At 39.5% G+C, this 16,858-nt stretch carries 17 protein-coding genes; 5 read left to right on the top strand and 12 right to left on the bottom strand.

Annotated elements, in window-relative coordinates:
* Position 1: 1 nt before the first annotated feature.
* Genes CLV38_RS00545 through CLV38_RS00535 form a run of 3 tightly spaced genes read right to left on the bottom strand, consistent with a single transcriptional unit; the run spans position 2 to position 1,416 of the window.
* Positions 2–226, bottom strand: a complete 225-nt coding sequence (locus CLV38_RS00545) for a YozE family protein (RefSeq protein ID WP_106190106.1) — start codon at positions 224–226, stop codon at positions 2–4.
* A complete protein-coding gene (gene msrA / locus CLV38_RS00540; RefSeq protein WP_106190104.1) occupies positions 223–744 on the bottom strand; it encodes a peptide-methionine (S)-S-oxide reductase MsrA in 522 nt (173 codons plus the stop codon). Before msrA ends, CLV38_RS00545 begins: the two co-directional genes overlap by 4 nt.
* 48 nt (positions 745–792) lie before the next feature.
* Positions 793–1,416, bottom strand: coding sequence for a YpmS family protein (locus tag CLV38_RS00535; RefSeq protein ID WP_106190101.1), 624 nt, complete (start codon positions 1,414–1,416; stop codon positions 793–795).
* Between the two features lie 163 nt (positions 1,417–1,579).
* On the opposite strand from CLV38_RS00535, the gene trhA reads away from it, so the two are divergent.
* A complete protein-coding gene (trhA, locus tag CLV38_RS00530) occupies positions 1,580–2,236 on the top strand; it encodes a PAQR family membrane homeostasis protein TrhA (protein WP_106190099.1) in 657 nt (218 codons plus the stop codon).
* 82 nt (positions 2,237–2,318) lie between these two features.
* On the opposite strand, the gene CLV38_RS00525 is transcribed toward trhA, so the two are convergent.
* The 3 genes from CLV38_RS00525 to CLV38_RS00515 all read right to left on the bottom strand — a co-directional run bounded on the left by CLV38_RS00525 (position 2,319) and on the right by CLV38_RS00515 (position 5,724).
* A complete protein-coding gene (locus tag CLV38_RS00525; RefSeq protein WP_106190096.1) occupies positions 2,319–2,816 on the bottom strand; it encodes a dihydrofolate reductase in 498 nt (165 codons plus the stop codon).
* Positions 2,817–2,882: 66 nt separating this feature from the next.
* Positions 2,883–3,827 (bottom strand): thymidylate synthase, encoded by a 945-nt coding sequence (locus CLV38_RS00520; protein WP_106190093.1) that lies wholly within the window; start codon positions 3,825–3,827, stop codon positions 2,883–2,885.
* Between the two features lie 13 nt (positions 3,828–3,840).
* Positions 3,841–5,724, bottom strand: a complete 1,884-nt coding sequence (locus tag CLV38_RS00515; RefSeq protein WP_106190091.1) for an ABC-F family ATP-binding cassette domain-containing protein — start codon at positions 5,722–5,724, stop codon at positions 3,841–3,843.
* A 178-nt stretch (positions 5,725–5,902) separates the two neighbouring features.
* Here CLV38_RS00515 and CLV38_RS00510 point away from each other — a divergent pair, with 178 nt between their 5' ends.
* Positions 5,903–6,112 carry a cold-shock protein gene (locus CLV38_RS00510; RefSeq protein WP_106190088.1) on the top strand — a complete coding sequence of 70 codons (210 nt, stop codon included), beginning with the start codon at positions 5,903–5,905 and terminating at the stop codon, positions 6,110–6,112.
* A gap of 92 nt (positions 6,113–6,204) precedes the next feature.
* Positions 6,205–6,615, top strand: a complete 411-nt coding sequence (locus CLV38_RS00505) for a ribonuclease HI family protein (RefSeq protein ID WP_170068770.1) — start codon at positions 6,205–6,207, stop codon at positions 6,613–6,615.
* Between the two features lie 95 nt (positions 6,616–6,710).
* Here the strand turns inward: CLV38_RS00505 and CLV38_RS00500 are convergent, their stop codons facing one another.
* Entirely contained in the window at positions 6,711–8,219 is a 1,509-nt protein-coding gene (locus CLV38_RS00500; protein ID WP_106190083.1) for a DUF1846 domain-containing protein, read from the bottom strand.
* Between the two features lie 89 nt (positions 8,220–8,308).
* Positions 8,309–9,874 carry a Mur ligase family protein gene (locus CLV38_RS00495; protein ID WP_106190081.1) on the bottom strand — a complete coding sequence of 522 codons (1,566 nt, stop codon included), beginning with the start codon at positions 9,872–9,874 and terminating at the stop codon, positions 8,309–8,311.
* Between the two features lie 937 nt (positions 9,875–10,811).
* On the opposite strand from CLV38_RS00495, the gene CLV38_RS00485 reads away from it, so the two are divergent.
* Positions 10,812–11,468, top strand: a complete 657-nt coding sequence (locus CLV38_RS00485) for a DNA alkylation repair protein (protein WP_106190076.1) — start codon at positions 10,812–10,814, stop codon at positions 11,466–11,468.
* A gap of 187 nt (positions 11,469–11,655) precedes the next feature.
* Here CLV38_RS00485 and CLV38_RS00480 read toward each other — a convergent pair whose 3' ends face one another.
* The 4 genes from CLV38_RS00480 to CLV38_RS00465 all read right to left on the bottom strand — a co-directional run bounded on the left by CLV38_RS00480 (position 11,656) and on the right by CLV38_RS00465 (position 16,242).
* The gene (locus tag CLV38_RS00480; protein ID WP_170068768.1) at positions 11,656–13,560 is read right to left on the bottom strand and encodes a bifunctional metallophosphatase/5'-nucleotidase; all 1,905 of its coding nucleotides are present in this window, start codon (positions 13,558–13,560) and stop codon (positions 11,656–11,658) included.
* A gap of 224 nt (positions 13,561–13,784) precedes the next feature.
* Entirely contained in the window at positions 13,785–14,573 is a 789-nt protein-coding gene (locus tag CLV38_RS00475; protein WP_106190070.1) for a mechanosensitive ion channel family protein, read from the bottom strand.
* A 112-nt stretch (positions 14,574–14,685) separates the two neighbouring features.
* The gene (locus CLV38_RS00470) at positions 14,686–15,561 is read right to left on the bottom strand and encodes a bile acid:sodium symporter family protein (protein WP_106190068.1); all 876 of its coding nucleotides are present in this window, start codon (positions 15,559–15,561) and stop codon (positions 14,686–14,688) included.
* A gap of 228 nt (positions 15,562–15,789) precedes the next feature.
* Complete coding sequence (locus CLV38_RS00465; protein WP_245920508.1) at positions 15,790–16,242, bottom strand: 8-oxo-dGTP diphosphatase; 453 nt, start codon at positions 16,240–16,242, stop codon at positions 15,790–15,792.
* Between the two features lie 268 nt (positions 16,243–16,510).
* Between CLV38_RS00465 and CLV38_RS00460 the strand changes: the two genes are divergently transcribed.
* The gene (locus CLV38_RS00460) at positions 16,511–16,744 is read left to right on the top strand and encodes a DUF378 domain-containing protein (RefSeq protein WP_106190062.1); all 234 of its coding nucleotides are present in this window, start codon (positions 16,511–16,513) and stop codon (positions 16,742–16,744) included.
* The last annotated feature ends 114 nt before the right edge of the window (positions 16,745–16,858 follow it).

Here is a 16,858-nt window from a genome sequence, read left to right as displayed (position 1 = left end):
GTCATAATTTATTGGTATCACTATAATCTTGAAACACTTGATCAAATATGGTCATGGATTTCAAATAGTCTGCATTCAGTTCCAGATAGTCTGAAATTTCTGCATAATCCTCTGACTGTTTTGGAAAAGCGCCGTCTTCATCTACTGCATTGGCAAACAAGGTTATATCATCTTTCTTGTAAGGATCTCTCAGCGTCTTAACGTAGTGGTAAAAAGAACGTCTCATTCGTTGACCGCCTGTCCCTGATTTTCTGCCCATTCTAACCGCTGTTTTTTCTCCTGAGCATATAGTCTGGGATTTTTTTTGTAAAACTGCTGGTGCTCGTCTTCTGCAGGATAAAAGGTTTTTGCGGCTTCTATCTGCGTAACGACTTGCTCCACATATTTACCGCTTTTTTCAAGATTACGCTTGGAGTCAAGTGCCGCTTGTTTCTGATCATCATTATAATAGAAGATTACCGGACGGTAACTCTCCCCCCGGTCCATGAACTGACCCATAGCATCCGTCGGATCTGTCTGCTGCCAGTATAGTTCAAGGAGATCCTCAAAGGTCACCATAGATTCATCGTACTCGATAAACACAGCTTCTGTGTGTCCAGTCGACTGATTTTTTACCTGCTCATAAGTTGGATGCTCTACATGTCCACCAGTGTATCCTGAAACGACATTCAGTATTCCCTTCATTTCTTCGAACGGCTGAACCATACACCAGAAACAGCCCCCGGCCAGTAATGCTTTTCCCATCGATCAAGTTCCTTTCTACACATTAATTCTATATGAAAGGTCAGTATATCATCTTACAGACTCTTCCGGCAAAATAATATTTACTCTGACATCATCTTCTTCCAAGTCTATCTGCTGCATTGAGAACTGAACATCATTTTCAAGTTGAAATTCATTCAGCGCAATCAGTATAAACTGCTGCTCACTGTCGATCCTGACCCAGTTTGGAAGATCGAGCTGTTGACTCAAAACATTCATTGCGATACCGATAGGCAATTCGAGTGACCCTAATTGAATCGAAGTCGCTCTCAACTGAAGATTGCCATCCTCCATGACATACGGATCCATTAAAAGTGTAAAATCTACATCAAACCCAAAAATTTGTAAAATACCTGCCAATTCTACATCCTCATCAATAGTAAAGGTATAACCATCGAATTGATCATCCATTTCACTTTCCAGGTATAAATTGATTACACGGTTTAACTGCGCTTTATTGGTCAGCACTTCGAAAGTCAGACTGTCTTCAGTCATTAACACTTCTTCTCCAGGTTGAGCTTCCTGATTCTGATCAGCAGGCTGAAGTACCATGTATAACCAGATGCCGGCAGCTGTCAGTATGGCTACTAAAATTAAGAAGGCCCACATCCATCCGTTTGTTTTACGCGCTCTATTCCCTCGTGATTCTGGCACTTAAACTCTCCTCTCTTACTTTCTGTAACTATTTTCATGTTATTTTAGTTAACTGATCTTTCTATCTGTGTTATAATCCTAATTACAAATACAAAGTCTTTCTAAAGTAGTATACCAAATTTTTTTGTGGTCGTACAGAAAGTGAAAGTCAAAGGAGGCTGCTATGTCGAATTTAACAAAACAACCTGTTTTTTCAAAAAAATATCTGGTTGTAAATGAAGTATTAAATGCCGTAACTCACGGAATTGGCGCGCTATTGAGTATCGTAGGACTTGTTTTCTTAATTCAGAAAGGTCTGAACTATGGTGGTGTTCTTGAAGTGACCTCTTACACTGTTTACGGCGCAACACTCATCTTACTTTATTTATCAAGTACGCTCTATCACAGTCTGACTTTTACTAAAGCCAGACAGGTGTTCAGAATAATCGATCACTGCAGTATCTTCCTTCTCATAGCGGGGACCTATACGCCTTATACACTGATAACGATTGGTGGTACATTAGGTTATATCCTCACATCTCTTATTTGGAGTATTGCTTTATTCGGAGTCATCTATAAAACAGTCTGGTTCAAGAAGTTCCAGGGACTGTCAGTATGGTTGTACATCGCAATGGGATGGATATCTTTATTCTTTCTTAACTACCTCTACCAGGGCCTTGGCACTCGGGGATTCATCTGGCTGATAGCTGGTGGCTTATCCTTTACAGTTGGTGCTTTGTTTTACAGAATGAAGCATGTCAAATATATGCACGTCGTCTGGCATTTGTTTGTCCTGACCGGCACCCTGTGTATGTTCTTCTCAATCTACCTTTATACTTAATCAAATAGAACTCAAAAAACGCTCAAGCATCTTCAGACAGACGTGTTAAGTCTGATTGATGCTTGAGCGTTTTTTGCTGTCGTCAGTGAGTCGTCTTTCTCTTAAAAATCTGGAAAGTATGAGGATGACGGTTTTTATCGTCTACAGTGCCTTCCTTTTCTTCAATCAGTTCAAACTGACTGTAATCGATAGGCGGAATAAACGTGTCCCCTTCAAATGAATCATGAATAACCGTTCGGTAAAGCATATCAACTTCATCAACAAATTCACTGAAAAGGGATACCCCTCCGATGACGTGAAGTGGTTTGTCAGAAGAAGCTGATTTTTTTAGCAGTTCTTCTTTTGAATGACAAACTTCAACTCCCGGCATCTGAAACGTCTCGTTTCGAGTCAGGACATAATTGACTCTGTTTTTCAGTGGTGGATTCGGGATGCTATCCAGCGTTTTACGGCCCATCGCGACATTCCCTGTCAACGTCACTTCTTTAAAGAAAGCCATATCTGCCGGCAGATGCCACGGCAGTTCTCCATCTCTTCCAATTAACCCATTCTCATCTTCAGCCCACACAAAGGTTATCATACCAACACTCCTTGAATTAATTGTTTAGTGCAACTTACTATTTGACTAGGTCAACTATTCGTTCTTTTATACTGCTATTGGTGCTTTTATCGACTTGTGCGGATTGTACCCTACTACTTTGATGTCATCCATATCGAAATCGAATATGCTTTTATCTTTTGTCAGTTCGATGGTCGGAAACTCTCTTATTTCTCTGGAAAGCTGTTCGTTTATTTGATCCATATGATTTAAATAGAGATGAGCATCTCCGATGGTGTGAACAAAATCGCCTACTTCAAGACCAGTTTCCTGCGCAATTAAATGAGTCAGAAGAGCATAGCTGGCTATGTTGAATGGAACCCCAAGGAAGACATCTCCGCTTCGCTGATATAACTGACAGCTTAATTTTCCTTCATCAACATAAAACTGAAACAGAGTGTGGCATGGCGGCAATGCCATTGTCGGAACTTCTTCAGGATTCCAAGCGGACACAATATGTCTTCTTGAATTTGGATTGGTTTTAATTGACTCGATTACATCCTTGATCTGATCAATAAATCCACCATCAGCTGTTTTCCAGGCTCTCCACTGAGCACCATAAACGTTCCCAAGTGATCCGTGTTTTTCAGCAAATGTGTCATCTGCAAGGATCTTCTCTCTGAACGCTGTCATTTCTTTATCATACAGTTCTTTAAACTCACTGTCTTGTTGAACTCGAATGCCAAAATTAGTCATATCCGGGCCATTATAGTCTTCACTTTTGACGTATCGTTCAAAAGCCCACTCATCCCATATGTGATTGTTGTTTTCCAACAGGAATTTAATGTTTGTATCTCCTTTAAGAAACCATAACAGTTCACTTTTGATTAGTTTAAAGAAAACCCGTTTAGTCGTTAACAATGGAAAACCTTTTTGAAGATCAAATCTCATCTGATGTCCAAAAACGGATTTCGTACCTGTTCCGGTTCTATCTTCTCTGAGCGTTCCTTCGTCAAGAATTCGTTTGGCTAAATCTAAATAGTTCTGTTCCATTACTGTGCACCCCTTATTCGTATTGAGACAAAAAGTCCCATCTTGCATATTTTTCTTCCAGTTTCTTGTTCAAAGCATTCTGCTGGTCTGTCAGTTCATTCAGCAGAACATGATTTGACGCAGCGGCTTCCATTTCTGTCTGAATTGTTTCAAGCTTAGTTTCTAACGTCTCTATATCCTCTTCAATCGTTTCCCACTCTTTTTTTTCACTGTAAGTGAGCGAGACTTTTTCTTTTGACTCTTTTTTCTTCACAGGTGCCGCTTTCGGTTTCTTAACAGCCATTTTATCTTCTTTCATTTCCTGTGTCTTCTCTAAATAGTCCGTCAATGAACTATGTGTTTCTTCAATATTCCCGTCTCCTTTGAAGACCAGAAGCTTATTGGCTATTTTGTCAAGAAAGTACCTGTCATGAGAAACTGCAATCACTGCACCAGAGAAATGTGAAATGTATTCTTCCAGTATCGTCAGCGTTTGAACATCTAAATCATTTGTCGGTTCATCCAGAATGAGCACATTCGGCTGCTGCATCAGTATTTTAAGCAGATACAACCGTCTCTTTTCCCCGCCGGATAATTTATTTATAGGAGACCCGTGCATTGAACGATCAAACAGAAAACGCTCCAGTAATTGAGACACGCTGACCGATGTGCCATCCGCAAGTTTAACTTCTTCTGCAATTTCTCTTAAATAAGTGATGACCCGTTTATCTTCATCAAATTCTTCGTTGATCTGCTTGTAAAAACCTATTTTAACTGTTTCCCCGACCGTTAAAACACCCGAGTCCAATTCTGTTTCTTGTGATAAGATCCTCAGGAAAGTGGTTTTACCTGCACCATTGACTCCAGTCACCCCTATCCGATCTGTATGCTGAATGAGCAAATTAAACTCATCCAGTATGGTGATATCATGAATTTTCTTTGAGGCATTTTCAAGTTCCAGCACTTTCTTCCCTAAACGTGATCCGGATAAACTCAACTCCAGATCCGACTTAGTAACTTGGCTGTTCACTTTGTCTTTAAGGTCTGAAAAACGTTCTTTCCTTGCTTCCTGTTTCGTTCCTCTGGCTTTGACACCAGCCCTCATCCAGGCTAACTCCTGTTTGAATAACTGTTTTTGCTTATGAGCCATTTTCGCATCTGTTTCTTCTCTTTCTGCTTTCATTTCGATATACTGCTGATAGTTGCCTGGGTAAGCTTGGATTCTCCCATTATCCAGTTCTAGAATCTCATTGGAAACACGGTCAAGGAAATAGCGGTCATGGGTAACCATCAGTAAAGCACCTCTGTACCCTGCCAAATAATCCTCAAGCCACTTAATCATTTGAAAGTCCAGGTGGTTGGTCGGCTCGTCAAGAATGAGGAGATCGGGTTCCTGTATCAGCACCTGCGCAAGAGCCGCTCTTTTTTTCTGTCCTCCAGACAACGATTTCACCTGCTGAGTCGTATCCGTCAGGCCTAAGCGGTTTAAGATGGCTTCAGCTCTTGACGCTACGTTCCATGCATCTTCCTGATTCATCCGCTTTTCTGCTTCTGTAAATGCCTGTTGAACTTTTGGATCCATTGGATTCAATGTCAATTCATGCAGCACTTCTTCATAATATCGGGCAGCTTGAACGATGGGCGATTCACCTTCAAAAACAGTTTCGAACACCGTTTTCTCTTCATCCAGATTGGACTGCTGGCTTAGATAACCGATTTCGTATTCTCCTGGTTTAGAAATAAGCCCCTCATCTGGTTTGAGTTCACCGGCAACTATTCGTAACAGACTGGTTTTACCCGTTCCATTTACGCCAATCAGTCCAACGCGCTGAGATTCTTTTATCGAGAACGCTAACCCATTGAATAATGTCTTAATCCCATACGAGTGCGTTAAGTTTTCTATTTTCCATTCTTTCATACAAATACCCCTCATCTTTTACTCTTTTTAATTCTAGCATAATTCCGACCTCTATACACTAAACTTATAACGCTCACTACAATGAAAACACTTACCGTCTATGATTGACTAGATTACTCTAATCCTTTATACTGAATTCAATAGGCGACTATACTTAAGGAATCTTAGGGGGAAAACGATGACTACAGGTACTGTTAAATGGTTTAACAATCAAAAAGGCTATGGATTTATTCAATACAATGATGAAGAAGAAGTTTTTGTACACTTCACAGGAATCACAATGGAAGGATACAAAGCTCTTAATGAAGGCCAGACAGTCGAGTTTGATATCGTTGAAGGGTCTCGTGGTCCTCAAGCTACCAATGTTGCAGTTTTAGAAAATAATTAAATTAAATTTATAAAAAGAAGATCAGGCATCTAACCGATTCTGGTCTTCTTTCTATGTTAAACACATCTCAGTTGAACAAGGAGAACGTATTAATGCTTAAAATATACAGTGATGCAGCGGTTTCCCAGAAAAACAAATGTGCAGGAGCCGGAATTGTAATCGTAGGTGAGGACCTTTATGAACAGCTCAGCATCCCTTTGCCGGTTATTTTAGATAATCACCTGGCAGAACTTCACGCTTTTCACCTTGCAGTAAAGTGGTCGGTCGAACATGACCGGACAGATGAATGGACTACTTTTTTTACAGACAGTCAGCTTGTGGCACAAGCGGTCAATAACCAATTCATTAAAAAAGAAGAGTACCTTCCCCTCTACAATCAGATCATTCAGCTACTGAAACGATTAGCGTATTATGAAGTCAAATGGATACCCGAGAAAAACAATAAAGGTGCTGATAATCTAGCAAAACAGGCTATCGCAAAGCAGCTGAAAAAGAAAAGATAAAGAATCGGCCTACTGTCTGATCAGTCTTTAACATCGACTGATGAAACAATGGCTTGAGTTCTTTATCTTTTTTACGTTAGGTCGTTTACAATACTCTAATTATAATAGAGATTATCCGTTGGATAGATAGGATCATTTGTAATATCTATTCCAAGCATTTTAATCGTCTGTTCATTCTCAGTATTTAAGATGACTGTTGAGTGAGCCTGGGCATCCTTTAATTTCCCGATCTGCTGATAGGCTAAAGACGCAGTGGGATTTGTTACGGCACTGATTGCCAGAGCAATTAGAAGCTCGTTAGCAGATAAGGTGGCAACTTTACTCTGAAGTTCATCCTTTTTTAAATTCTGGATTGTCTCCAGAATCATGGGCGCCAGCAAATCGATCTGGTCAGAGATATGAGCCAGTGATTTCAGACTATTCACTATAGCTGCAGCAGAAGCATCCATTAATGACGTTGTGCGTCCTGTAATGACTTCTCCATTAGGCAGTTCAATAGCCATAACAGCCTGAAGATTTGAATCGTCCAGTTTTTTCTGTACCTTCTCGGCATACTCGCGTGCGATCAAAACTGGCTTTCTATCTTCCTTTTTCAGATTCATTTCTTCAAGCATCAGTTGCATGTGACGCATTGACTCTTCGTCAGCTGTTCCTTTTTTATAATCGTTTTCGACAGAAAATGACCGTCTGATGATTTCCTGCTTTGATGCCTCAACAACGGCTTTGTCATCAGTGATACCTGATTTTATACGGTTGACACCCATATCAGTCGGCGACTGATAGACGGATGCTTTTCCTGATATCTTTTCAATGATGCGTTTAATGACCGGAAACATTTCGGTATCACGATTATAATTCACTGCCACTTCTCCGTACGCCTCAAAGTGATAATTGTCCAGCATGTTGACATCCTTTAGATCAACAGTTGCAGCCTCATACGCAATATTGATAGGATGCTTTAAAGGTAAATTCCAGACTGGGAAGGTTTCAAACTTGGCATAACTGGCTTCGTTCCCTCTTGCGTATTCGTGATACAGCTGGTTTAAGCAGGTTGCAAGTTTTCCACTGCCAGCTCCGGGAGCCGTCACTACGACCAGTGGCTTAGTTGTTTCGATGTACGTATTTTTGGCAAACCCGTTTTCTCCTATGATTGCCTCCACATTCGTAGGGTATCCCTCGATCGTTCTATGCGTATGAACCTTCACTCCACTTCGTTCAAGCTTAGACATGAAAATGTTCACATTCGGCTGTTCTTGGTAACGCGTTATCAGGACGCTATTAACCGGTATTCCGTATGCCCGGTACTCATCGATCAACCTTAAGACATCGTGGTCATATGTGATACCGTAATCTCCTCGAATTTTGTTTCGTTCAATATCTCCCGCATACACACAGATGATGATTTCTGACTTGTCTTTTAGAGTGGCCAGCAGTTTCATCTTCGCATCTTCATCGAAACCAGGCAAGACGCGTTTCGCATGCTTATCTCCGATCAACTTTCCGCCAAATTCCAGATACAGCTTCTCACTGTTATCCACGCGGTCGAGTATATAAGCAGATTGTTCTTTCAGGTATTTTTCTGTGTCAAAACCAATAGTAGTCATATCTTCCTCCAGTTACTTGTAAATTAACTGCTTTATTATACCATTAAACGGCACAAAACTTGCCCGATTAAACAATTTCTTAGAAAGACTCATTCAACAATCATCATATCATCCATTCCGACCATTTTGTCATCAAGCACTTCACTGATAGCCTCTGTTTTGACGTTGGTTTTCTTTTTCATTAATAACTCCAGTATTGTTTTAGCCCCATAATCCATTCCTCTTGCTCCGGTTATAAGGAGTATATCGCCTGGAGCCACTAGGTCTAGACTAAACGCCAGAGCATCACATAGCTCATCATAAAAATCGACCGCAATATGTTCAGCTGCCATTACGCTTAAGAAGGCATCCAGTTCCTCAGCAGCTACCTGATCCTTTTTCTTCACATGAGACTGACTGATTGTAAGTGTGACTCTATGAATATTCAATTTCGAAAACCAGTGGGCCATTTTCTCTGCGTTCTCTTTATTAAGAGCAGGTCCATTATTCCCACGAATTGCATGAACGACATGTATCGACTTATACGATAAATTCTGGAGTGCTTGCATACTAGACTCAATGTTATTTTCGTTTAAAAACAAGTCATCAACAATCATAAAATCGTCGTCATATAATATATGAAATCGTCTCTCGACTCCATTAAATTGTTCAATTCCTTTTTTTATAACGGAAACTGGTATCCCATTGACACATCCAACTATAATAGCAGTGAGCGCATTATGGATGGAATGAAATCCAGGAATGGCCAGATCGATGTTAAATGATTGAGGAGCAATTATTTCCCCTTCAAGTGTTCTAATTGGGTTGCGGATCATGACTGTAAAAGATGGCCGTCCTGAATCCATATTGATATCAGAAACAGAGACATCACCAGTATCATTTTCAACACCGAATGTTACGACAAACGCTTCTGTTTCTGATTTTAATTTTTCCAGCAAAGGTTGATCTATATTTAATATGGCCACACTATCTTTGGGCGCATTTCTGACCAGTGAGGCTTTGGCTTTGTAATACGCATCAAACGATCCATGAAGCTCAATATGGTCTTTATTGATATTCGTAAACGCTACGACATCAAAATCGACACTTGCCACGCGTTTCAAATCCAGCGCTGAAGAGGATACTTCCATCGAAACATGTGAAACCTCAGCCTCCCTCATTTCAGCCAAATAGTGCTGAAGATCCAGCGATTCGGGGGTTGTCAATGAGCTAGGTTCGACTTTCTCGTCGACTTTGATCATAACGGTACCTATCAGACCAGTCTTCAGCCGATGCGCTTTGAATATGGCATCTGTCATATATGTAATGCTTGTCTTGCCATTAGTGCCTGTGACACCAAACACACTTAAAGCGTGTGACGGATGACTTAGAAAGCAGTCAGATAATGCTGCCAGCGCTTTACGAGTGTCTTTTACAACAAACTGAGGCACAGAAACTGTTTCCAGCACTCTTTCAACAACTAAAGCAGTAGCCCCATTTTCTACGGCTGCCTGCGCATAGTTATGTCCGTCAGTCTGGTATCCTAAAATGCAGACAAACAGTGTATGGGCTGCTGCTTCATCAGAATGATAAGCTATCTTTTCAATGTTTAAGTTAGTTTCAGTATGTTCAGTCGAAACGACTTCTATGGATTTCAATAATTCAGATAAAATCATTCTAATTATTCCTCTCTAGCTTTTTACTATTCCTCACTTGTTTCATTATCCACAGCATTACATTTAATGAAATGTATAATTTCTTCAAGCTGTATATAAATACATCTATTTTATTTTACTATTTAAATATGAAAATGTCATATTATATGCTCTCATCTATTGACCTTATCTGCTTTATTAGAATCTCATTCTTATTTTTCTAGTTAATATAATGACAATATAATGATCTGTTAAAAGAATGACTATACAGCTGTCTTATTTAATATACAATTAGACGTTTTCAATTAGGACTTTATTAATATGTGTAATTATAAGATAAACACTCTATAAAAATAACGTTTGTAATTCATTCTACAAAAAAATGCAGCTTATTTCAAAGGATTAGCAATCTAAGCTTCACTTCGAACAGCTACAATATGATCGTCATCAAAATCAGTAAAAAGAGAGCAATGAGGTAAATGGAAATAACCATCAGTAATAATCTAACAATTACTTGCTTTCTTTCTTTGATCGTTTCCGATTTCTTAAATGCTGTAACTCCGTATATAATCAGGAGAGTGACTATGATAACGATTACTCTATTATCTAAAACATACTGCATGATCCTAAGAGGCAACGCCTCTTCTACCCCCAATCTTTCTTGAAGAAAGTATCGGTCTCTCACTTCCTTATGCAAAGTATACTTTAAGTAAGTAGTCAGTCCAACAATTATTGCCCCGTTTTTTAGATTTTCATTATTTAGTCATATTTAATTCTTATCTGACCGTCTTCTAAAGTCTATTGCCAATGTCATAAACAAAGCACTTATCTCTCACTTGAAGCACATTTCTAATGAAGGTCTGGTATATTTTATTCTCTGTACTTAAATAACATATAACAAAGAAAAGCAAAATGGTAAACTGTCAGTAAACAAAAAAATGAGGAGGTGAAAGAAGTGATGAGAACTGAATTGGTGAAGGATTTGATAGACCATAGAAACCCCGACCGGGCGATTCAGATGGAAAAATATATGCGCAATCAGTTTCATTTTTTGGGTATTCAATCACCTATGAGACGCCAGATCTCAATCCATTATTTAAATGAAAAAGCCAGGGAACCAGAAGTAGACTGGTCACTTGTAGAGTATCTATGGAATCAGCCCTACAGAGAATGTCAGTATATCGCCTGTGACTATTTGCTTATGATTAGGATGAAACTGGTACCGGATGACATCCCTGCCCTGAAGCAACTCGCTTTAAAAAAATCGTGGTGGGATACCATAGATGTATTAGATAAAGTCATTGGAGGTGTCTGTCTATTGTATCCAGCTTTAAATACAGTTATGATCAAGTGGAGTACGGACAGAAACATCTGGTTAAGACGTATCGCAATCGATCACCAGCGACACCGAAAAGAACAGACTGATACTGAACTACTTGAAACCATACTCCTCAATAATTTCGGGACAACAGAATTTTTCATCACTAAAGCAATTGGATGGAGTTTAAGAGACTACAGCAAAACCGATCCAATGTGGGTAAGACAGTTTATCCATACCCACCAGAAGGACATGCCTCCCCTAAGCATAAGAGAAGGCAGCAAGTACTTGAGTTAAAATACCTGAGTATTTGTTCGGTAAAAAGAGGCGGGAATAAAAGAAAATTGGAATAGCTTTCGCATTCCACTATTTAACCTTTTTAATAGAAAGAAAAATGCATTCCCTATTTCATTCCTTTAATAAGGAAGTGGAATGGGAATGCATTTTTGCTGAAAACTTTTTCTCCAGCCTTTTTTATATTAGTCTATTTTCTTTTTTTCTTAAAATGAATCAGCGTACCTGTTGAAGCTGACAGTAATCCAATCAACCCAACTGTCCAGACAGCTGTAGCTGTTTCAGGCAATGTTTCACCTGATCCATCTGCGTCTGCAATCACTTCTAGTTCTTCTGTTTCAGCTGTCTCTTCAGCTTCAGGCACAGCAATTTCTTCTGTATCTGCTTCAGGCTGTTCTTCCTCAGCAGCCTCCTCTTCAGAACCTTCAGATTCTTCTAAAGGCTGTTCTTCTTCTACCGGCTGATCATCATCTGAAGGATCTTCTGGATCTGTCGGTACTACTGGCTCACTTGGTGTTTCTTCTGAGTCATCAGGGTCAGTTGGTTCTGGTGTCTCTTCTTCAGGTGATAGAAGAACCTGTATACGTCCTTCTGTTTCTTCATAATCTACCGCTCCACTATTAGTCGTTGTTTCCTGAACGAACTGAATAAGTGCCTGTGTAACAACTCCATTATCTTCTACTGTAATAGTCCCTTGAGAAAAATCATACCCATCTCCACCGGAGACAATAAAGTTATTAGTCGCAATACTGTAAGTTTCTTCCATATTCATTGGCTCACCATTTAAGAAAAGCTCAGAATCAACATAAAATCCGTCTTCGTCCGTATAAATGATGTAATTCAATCCCGATGTCTGCAAGTCTATTTGAGGACCATAACTGTCCAGGGATCGACTAAATGAATAGTCGATAACCTCTTTCAGCTCATTCCCTGTCATTTCCAAAATGGTAATTGAATTACCGAATGGATCTACTGTGAAAATGTCTCTAGCAGTAATATTTCCAGGCTCAATCCCTGCTCTAATTCCACCGTTATTCGTAATAGCTATGTCTGTGCCCGAGAAGTTACGCAAGGCATCAGTAATCATATTCCCTAATGCAACGTCACGTTCCCATCTCGGATCTCTGGTCAGACCAGTTGTAGTGACTCCCAGGACCTCATCAAGTAATTCTTCTGCATCCTCATTATAACCGTCTACGATACTTTGAACATCAGGATCGACCTGATCACTTGAAAGTTCTTCAACAGCTTGAAGTCTGCCTTCTACAGTGACTTCACCAGTTTCTGAATCAAGCATCATATCCAGAATACCGATGTTTCTGGCATTACTCCCAGTTGAGGCAATAGGCGTACCATTGACATATTCCAGTGTATTCAATGTAGTGTGCGAGTGTCCTCCGATAATAACATCAAAGAAATCAATGGCTTCTGCCAAACGACGGTCCGCTGAAATGCCGATATGATTCAATGCAATCAGGATATCGACTTCTTCTCTCAACTCTTCATACTGCTGAGCAGTTTCGATATAAGGATCAAATTCAAGTCCCACTATTCCTGAAGGACTTGTCGCAGGAGGGGCTTCAGTCAATCCGAACACACCAACCGTTACATCTTCAAATTCGAAAATTTCAAAAGGATCTGGTTGTGAAATAGGAATAGATGAATCCACTACACGAGTATTAGCTGAAATCCAATTAAAATTAGATTCGTTGCGTCTATCCTGGAATACGGTTTGTCCGTAATCAAATTCATGGTTACCTATAGTCATTAAATCTAGATTTACGGCATTTAACAATTCAATCATCGGAATACCGTCTAACAAATCGACAACCGGATTACCGCTGAAAATATCTCCCGCGTCTAAGTATAGAGAATGCTCTACTTCAGCTCTTTGTTCATTTAAAAAGTAGGCTATCCTCCCAAAATCATCAATGCTTGCGTGGATGTCATTGGTATGAAAAACTTTAAGTGAAAAGTCATCCGATGGCTCTTCCACCTCTTCAGCAGCTTCCTCAGCGAACGTTACCATTGGTGCTGAGAAAATCAATGCAGTCGACAAAAAACTTAAAATCCAAGCTTTACCCTTATTATCCATTAATACACTCCTCATTCATTTTTGGACACAGGTCAGCACTCAAATCATTTAATACAGTCTCTGAAACGATAGTTTGATTCACTTTTACCTGTATCCGTTATCATAATACTCTACTGACTTTGATTAAACAATGAAAAATGTAAAGAAAAATAAATGAATAGGTCACTTACCTTATATAAAAAGAAAAACCACACTCCGTAGAATGTGATTTCCTGATTCGATTTTTAGTTTACTGTATGAATGTCCATCTGCGGGTAGGGAATTGAAATGCCTACGTCATCAAATGTGGTTTTCACCTGTTCCAGCACATCAAAATGCACGGTCCAGTAGTCTTCTGATTTCACCCACACTCTGGCAACATATTCGACAGCACTGTCTCCATGAGCAGATAAACGAATAAAGGGCTCCGGATCCTGCAGTACAGCTTCGTGATTAGTGACAATTTCTTTCAAAGTAGTCAGGACCAGTTGATTATCAGCCTCATAGCCCACTCCAAATGTAAAATCTACCCGACGTGTATCATGAACCGAATAATTAACAATTCCCGCATTCGACAAGACACCATTTGGAACATATATCATTTTATTATCGGGTGTAATCAGTTCTGTATACAGAATCTGAATGGCTTTAACTGTTCCACTATATCCACCACCTTCAATATAATCTCCCACTTTAAACGGCCGCATCGTCAGCAGAAGCACTCCTCCCGCCAGATTAGACAAAGCGCCTTGGAAAGCCAAGCCAACTGCCAGTCCGGCCGCTCCCAGAATGGCGACAAACGATGCCACAGGGATTCCGAGTATGCCGATGACAGACACAACCAGCAGTATTTTCATACCTACACTAAGTACTGACACAAGAAACGGTTTGAGGCTCTCATCCAGTTTAGATTTCTCAATCTGGTTTTTTAAGAGTCTGACAAAGACTCTAATCAATGCTAACCCGACAATTAAGGTTACAATTGCTAAGATAATAGGCATTGCAATCTCGATCATTAAATTGATCCAATTCATCTTAATCTCTCCTTCTAAAAATAAAAATAAACACACTTTTTTAATACAAAGCATGCCTATCATAACACATGACTATTGATCTTTCATTTTACTCGACGGAATAGCTGCCTTTCTATGCTTCTTTCAATTTTAGTTTCCCCATATAACTGGATACTGCACTGAACATGACTGTGCTGATCATACTAGTGATTGCAATAGTCAAAAAGATCGTTGGATCAGAAAAATTATTGATGACTACCGCAAATGCAACAGCGCCATTCCGTTGACCAGCAGCGAACCCGGAAGTCAGCTGCATTTCCTTGTCGGGATTTTTATATTCAATTATAAATCCACTAATAGCTGATAAGACGATGATCAGAACGCTGGTGGTGATGACTCCCCTGCCAATCAATTGGACAAGTTCTGGAAGAAGCCCCAGCATCATGCCGTAAATCGCTATGTTCATCAAAATTTTCTGAGCCTTAAGAGTATAAGGTTTGATCCGTACAGCAAATGGTTCAAAGAAAAGTCTGAGCGCTGAACCAGATGCCAAAGGGATTACTATACTGGCAACTAAACTTCCGACTAAGTCAAACGAGCTGATTTCAGCTCCGTCAATCATGACAGGGAGCAGAATCGGTAAAATAATGACTGTAGATAAAGTCAGAAGGATCATCGTTGACACTGCGTAAGTGATTGTGTGTTGTGTGGACTGCACAAAAGCTATAACTGTCGATGCTCCCGCACATAAAAATAATATAACAAACCCTATAACGTAAACAGGATCGATTGGGATGACTCTGAGTATCAGCCACACTATTACCGGAAGTATAATATTGTTGAACAAGACTAAGCGAGAAAAGTAACCCAAGTTTGTTTTGACGGTATGTATAATTGTTTTCGGATGTTCACTCACTCCCGAATTGAATACCAGCAGGACAATAAATATAGGCATGATAAAATAACTGATATCGTAGATTAACTCTAATAGTAGTCTTATGGTATTCATTCTGATCTTCTCCTTTAGTGCATTGATACCCAATATACTATTTTCGCTTACTTAAAGTCAATATACTTTTAGTTTCTGCCTGGGATCTTCAAAAATCAAAAATAATTAAAGGCTTCTTAAAAGTACTTCACCTCTTCTGGATAGAATGGCTTTCAACTGTACATCGGACAGTTGAAAACAAATCTCAAATATAACTGTACTCCTTATAATGATACCTGGCCTGCCTATTTAAAGCAGGCGCTTCTGCCAGTCTGAAAGACCCTTGCGCTCATAGTAAAATTCTGTCAATGTATCGGACACCATCACTTTGTACATATCCATCAGATCAGGAGCCAATCTATAGCTATCCAATTCTGATTCATTGACCCAGAAGACATCTCCTTCTATAGAAGAACGCAAGTCTCCGGTAAATTCAGTAGCTAGATACAGAAACACTATGTAACGCTCATCTTTGTCCGTCTGAAACTGTTTTGTGCCTACAATAATAGGATCTTTAATATTCAGGCCCGTTTCTTCGAACACTTCTCTCACCACTGCATCCTTAAACGATTCTTTATATTCTATCTTTCCTCCAGGAAATGTCATCCCAGGCCAGACCTCACTTTGTCTATCCTGCAGGACCACTCTATTCTGGTCATCTCGAATCAGGCACATATTTGTTAAAATTACTTTTTCACTCATAGTAAATTGCTCCTTAGTCATAATTCTCTATCCTTTATTTGTTTTACCCTACTTACTATACTATCACGATAATACAGTTAAACATATATTCATTATCCTGATTCATTAACCCCCTCCTTCTTAATATGATTAATAAAGACAGATAGTCAGTCTATTGCCCTTGAGACGGACTTGACTCTCCTTTCTTATTAAAAGTGATATCAATCGACTATAGACTAGTTAAGTTTTATAATAAGGCTGAAAAAAAAAAGGAGAGGAGGTTTAGATTATGAAAGCAGTGGACAGAGTTGCATTAGTATTACTGATCATTGGGGGAGTCAACTGGTTGTTAGTCGGTCTTTTTCAATTCGATCTGGTTGCTGAAATCTTCGGTGGACAAGAAGCACTTATATCTAGAATCATTTATGTCCTCGTAGGGATAGCAGCGCTATACTGTATCAAATACTTTGCTTACGGTCCAGGTGGGTATAATGATGATACCACCACGAATAGAAGAACGTAATAAATCTCACCTTTTAGAACCCCCTTCCCGTCATCATTCTGTCTTATCTCGGATTCAAATCTTTTACGAAAAGTTCAAATTATGGTACTATAGTTCATGTTCATTAAAATTCAA

The sequence above is a fragment of the Alkalibacterium olivapovliticus genome (genome assembly GCF_003003275.1).
Taxonomy (GTDB): Bacteria; Bacillota; Bacilli; order Lactobacillales; family Carnobacteriaceae_A; genus Alkalibacterium; species Alkalibacterium olivapovliticum.
Note: the sequence above shows the minus strand (reverse complement) of the source record. Positions and strands in the feature narration are given on the sequence as shown.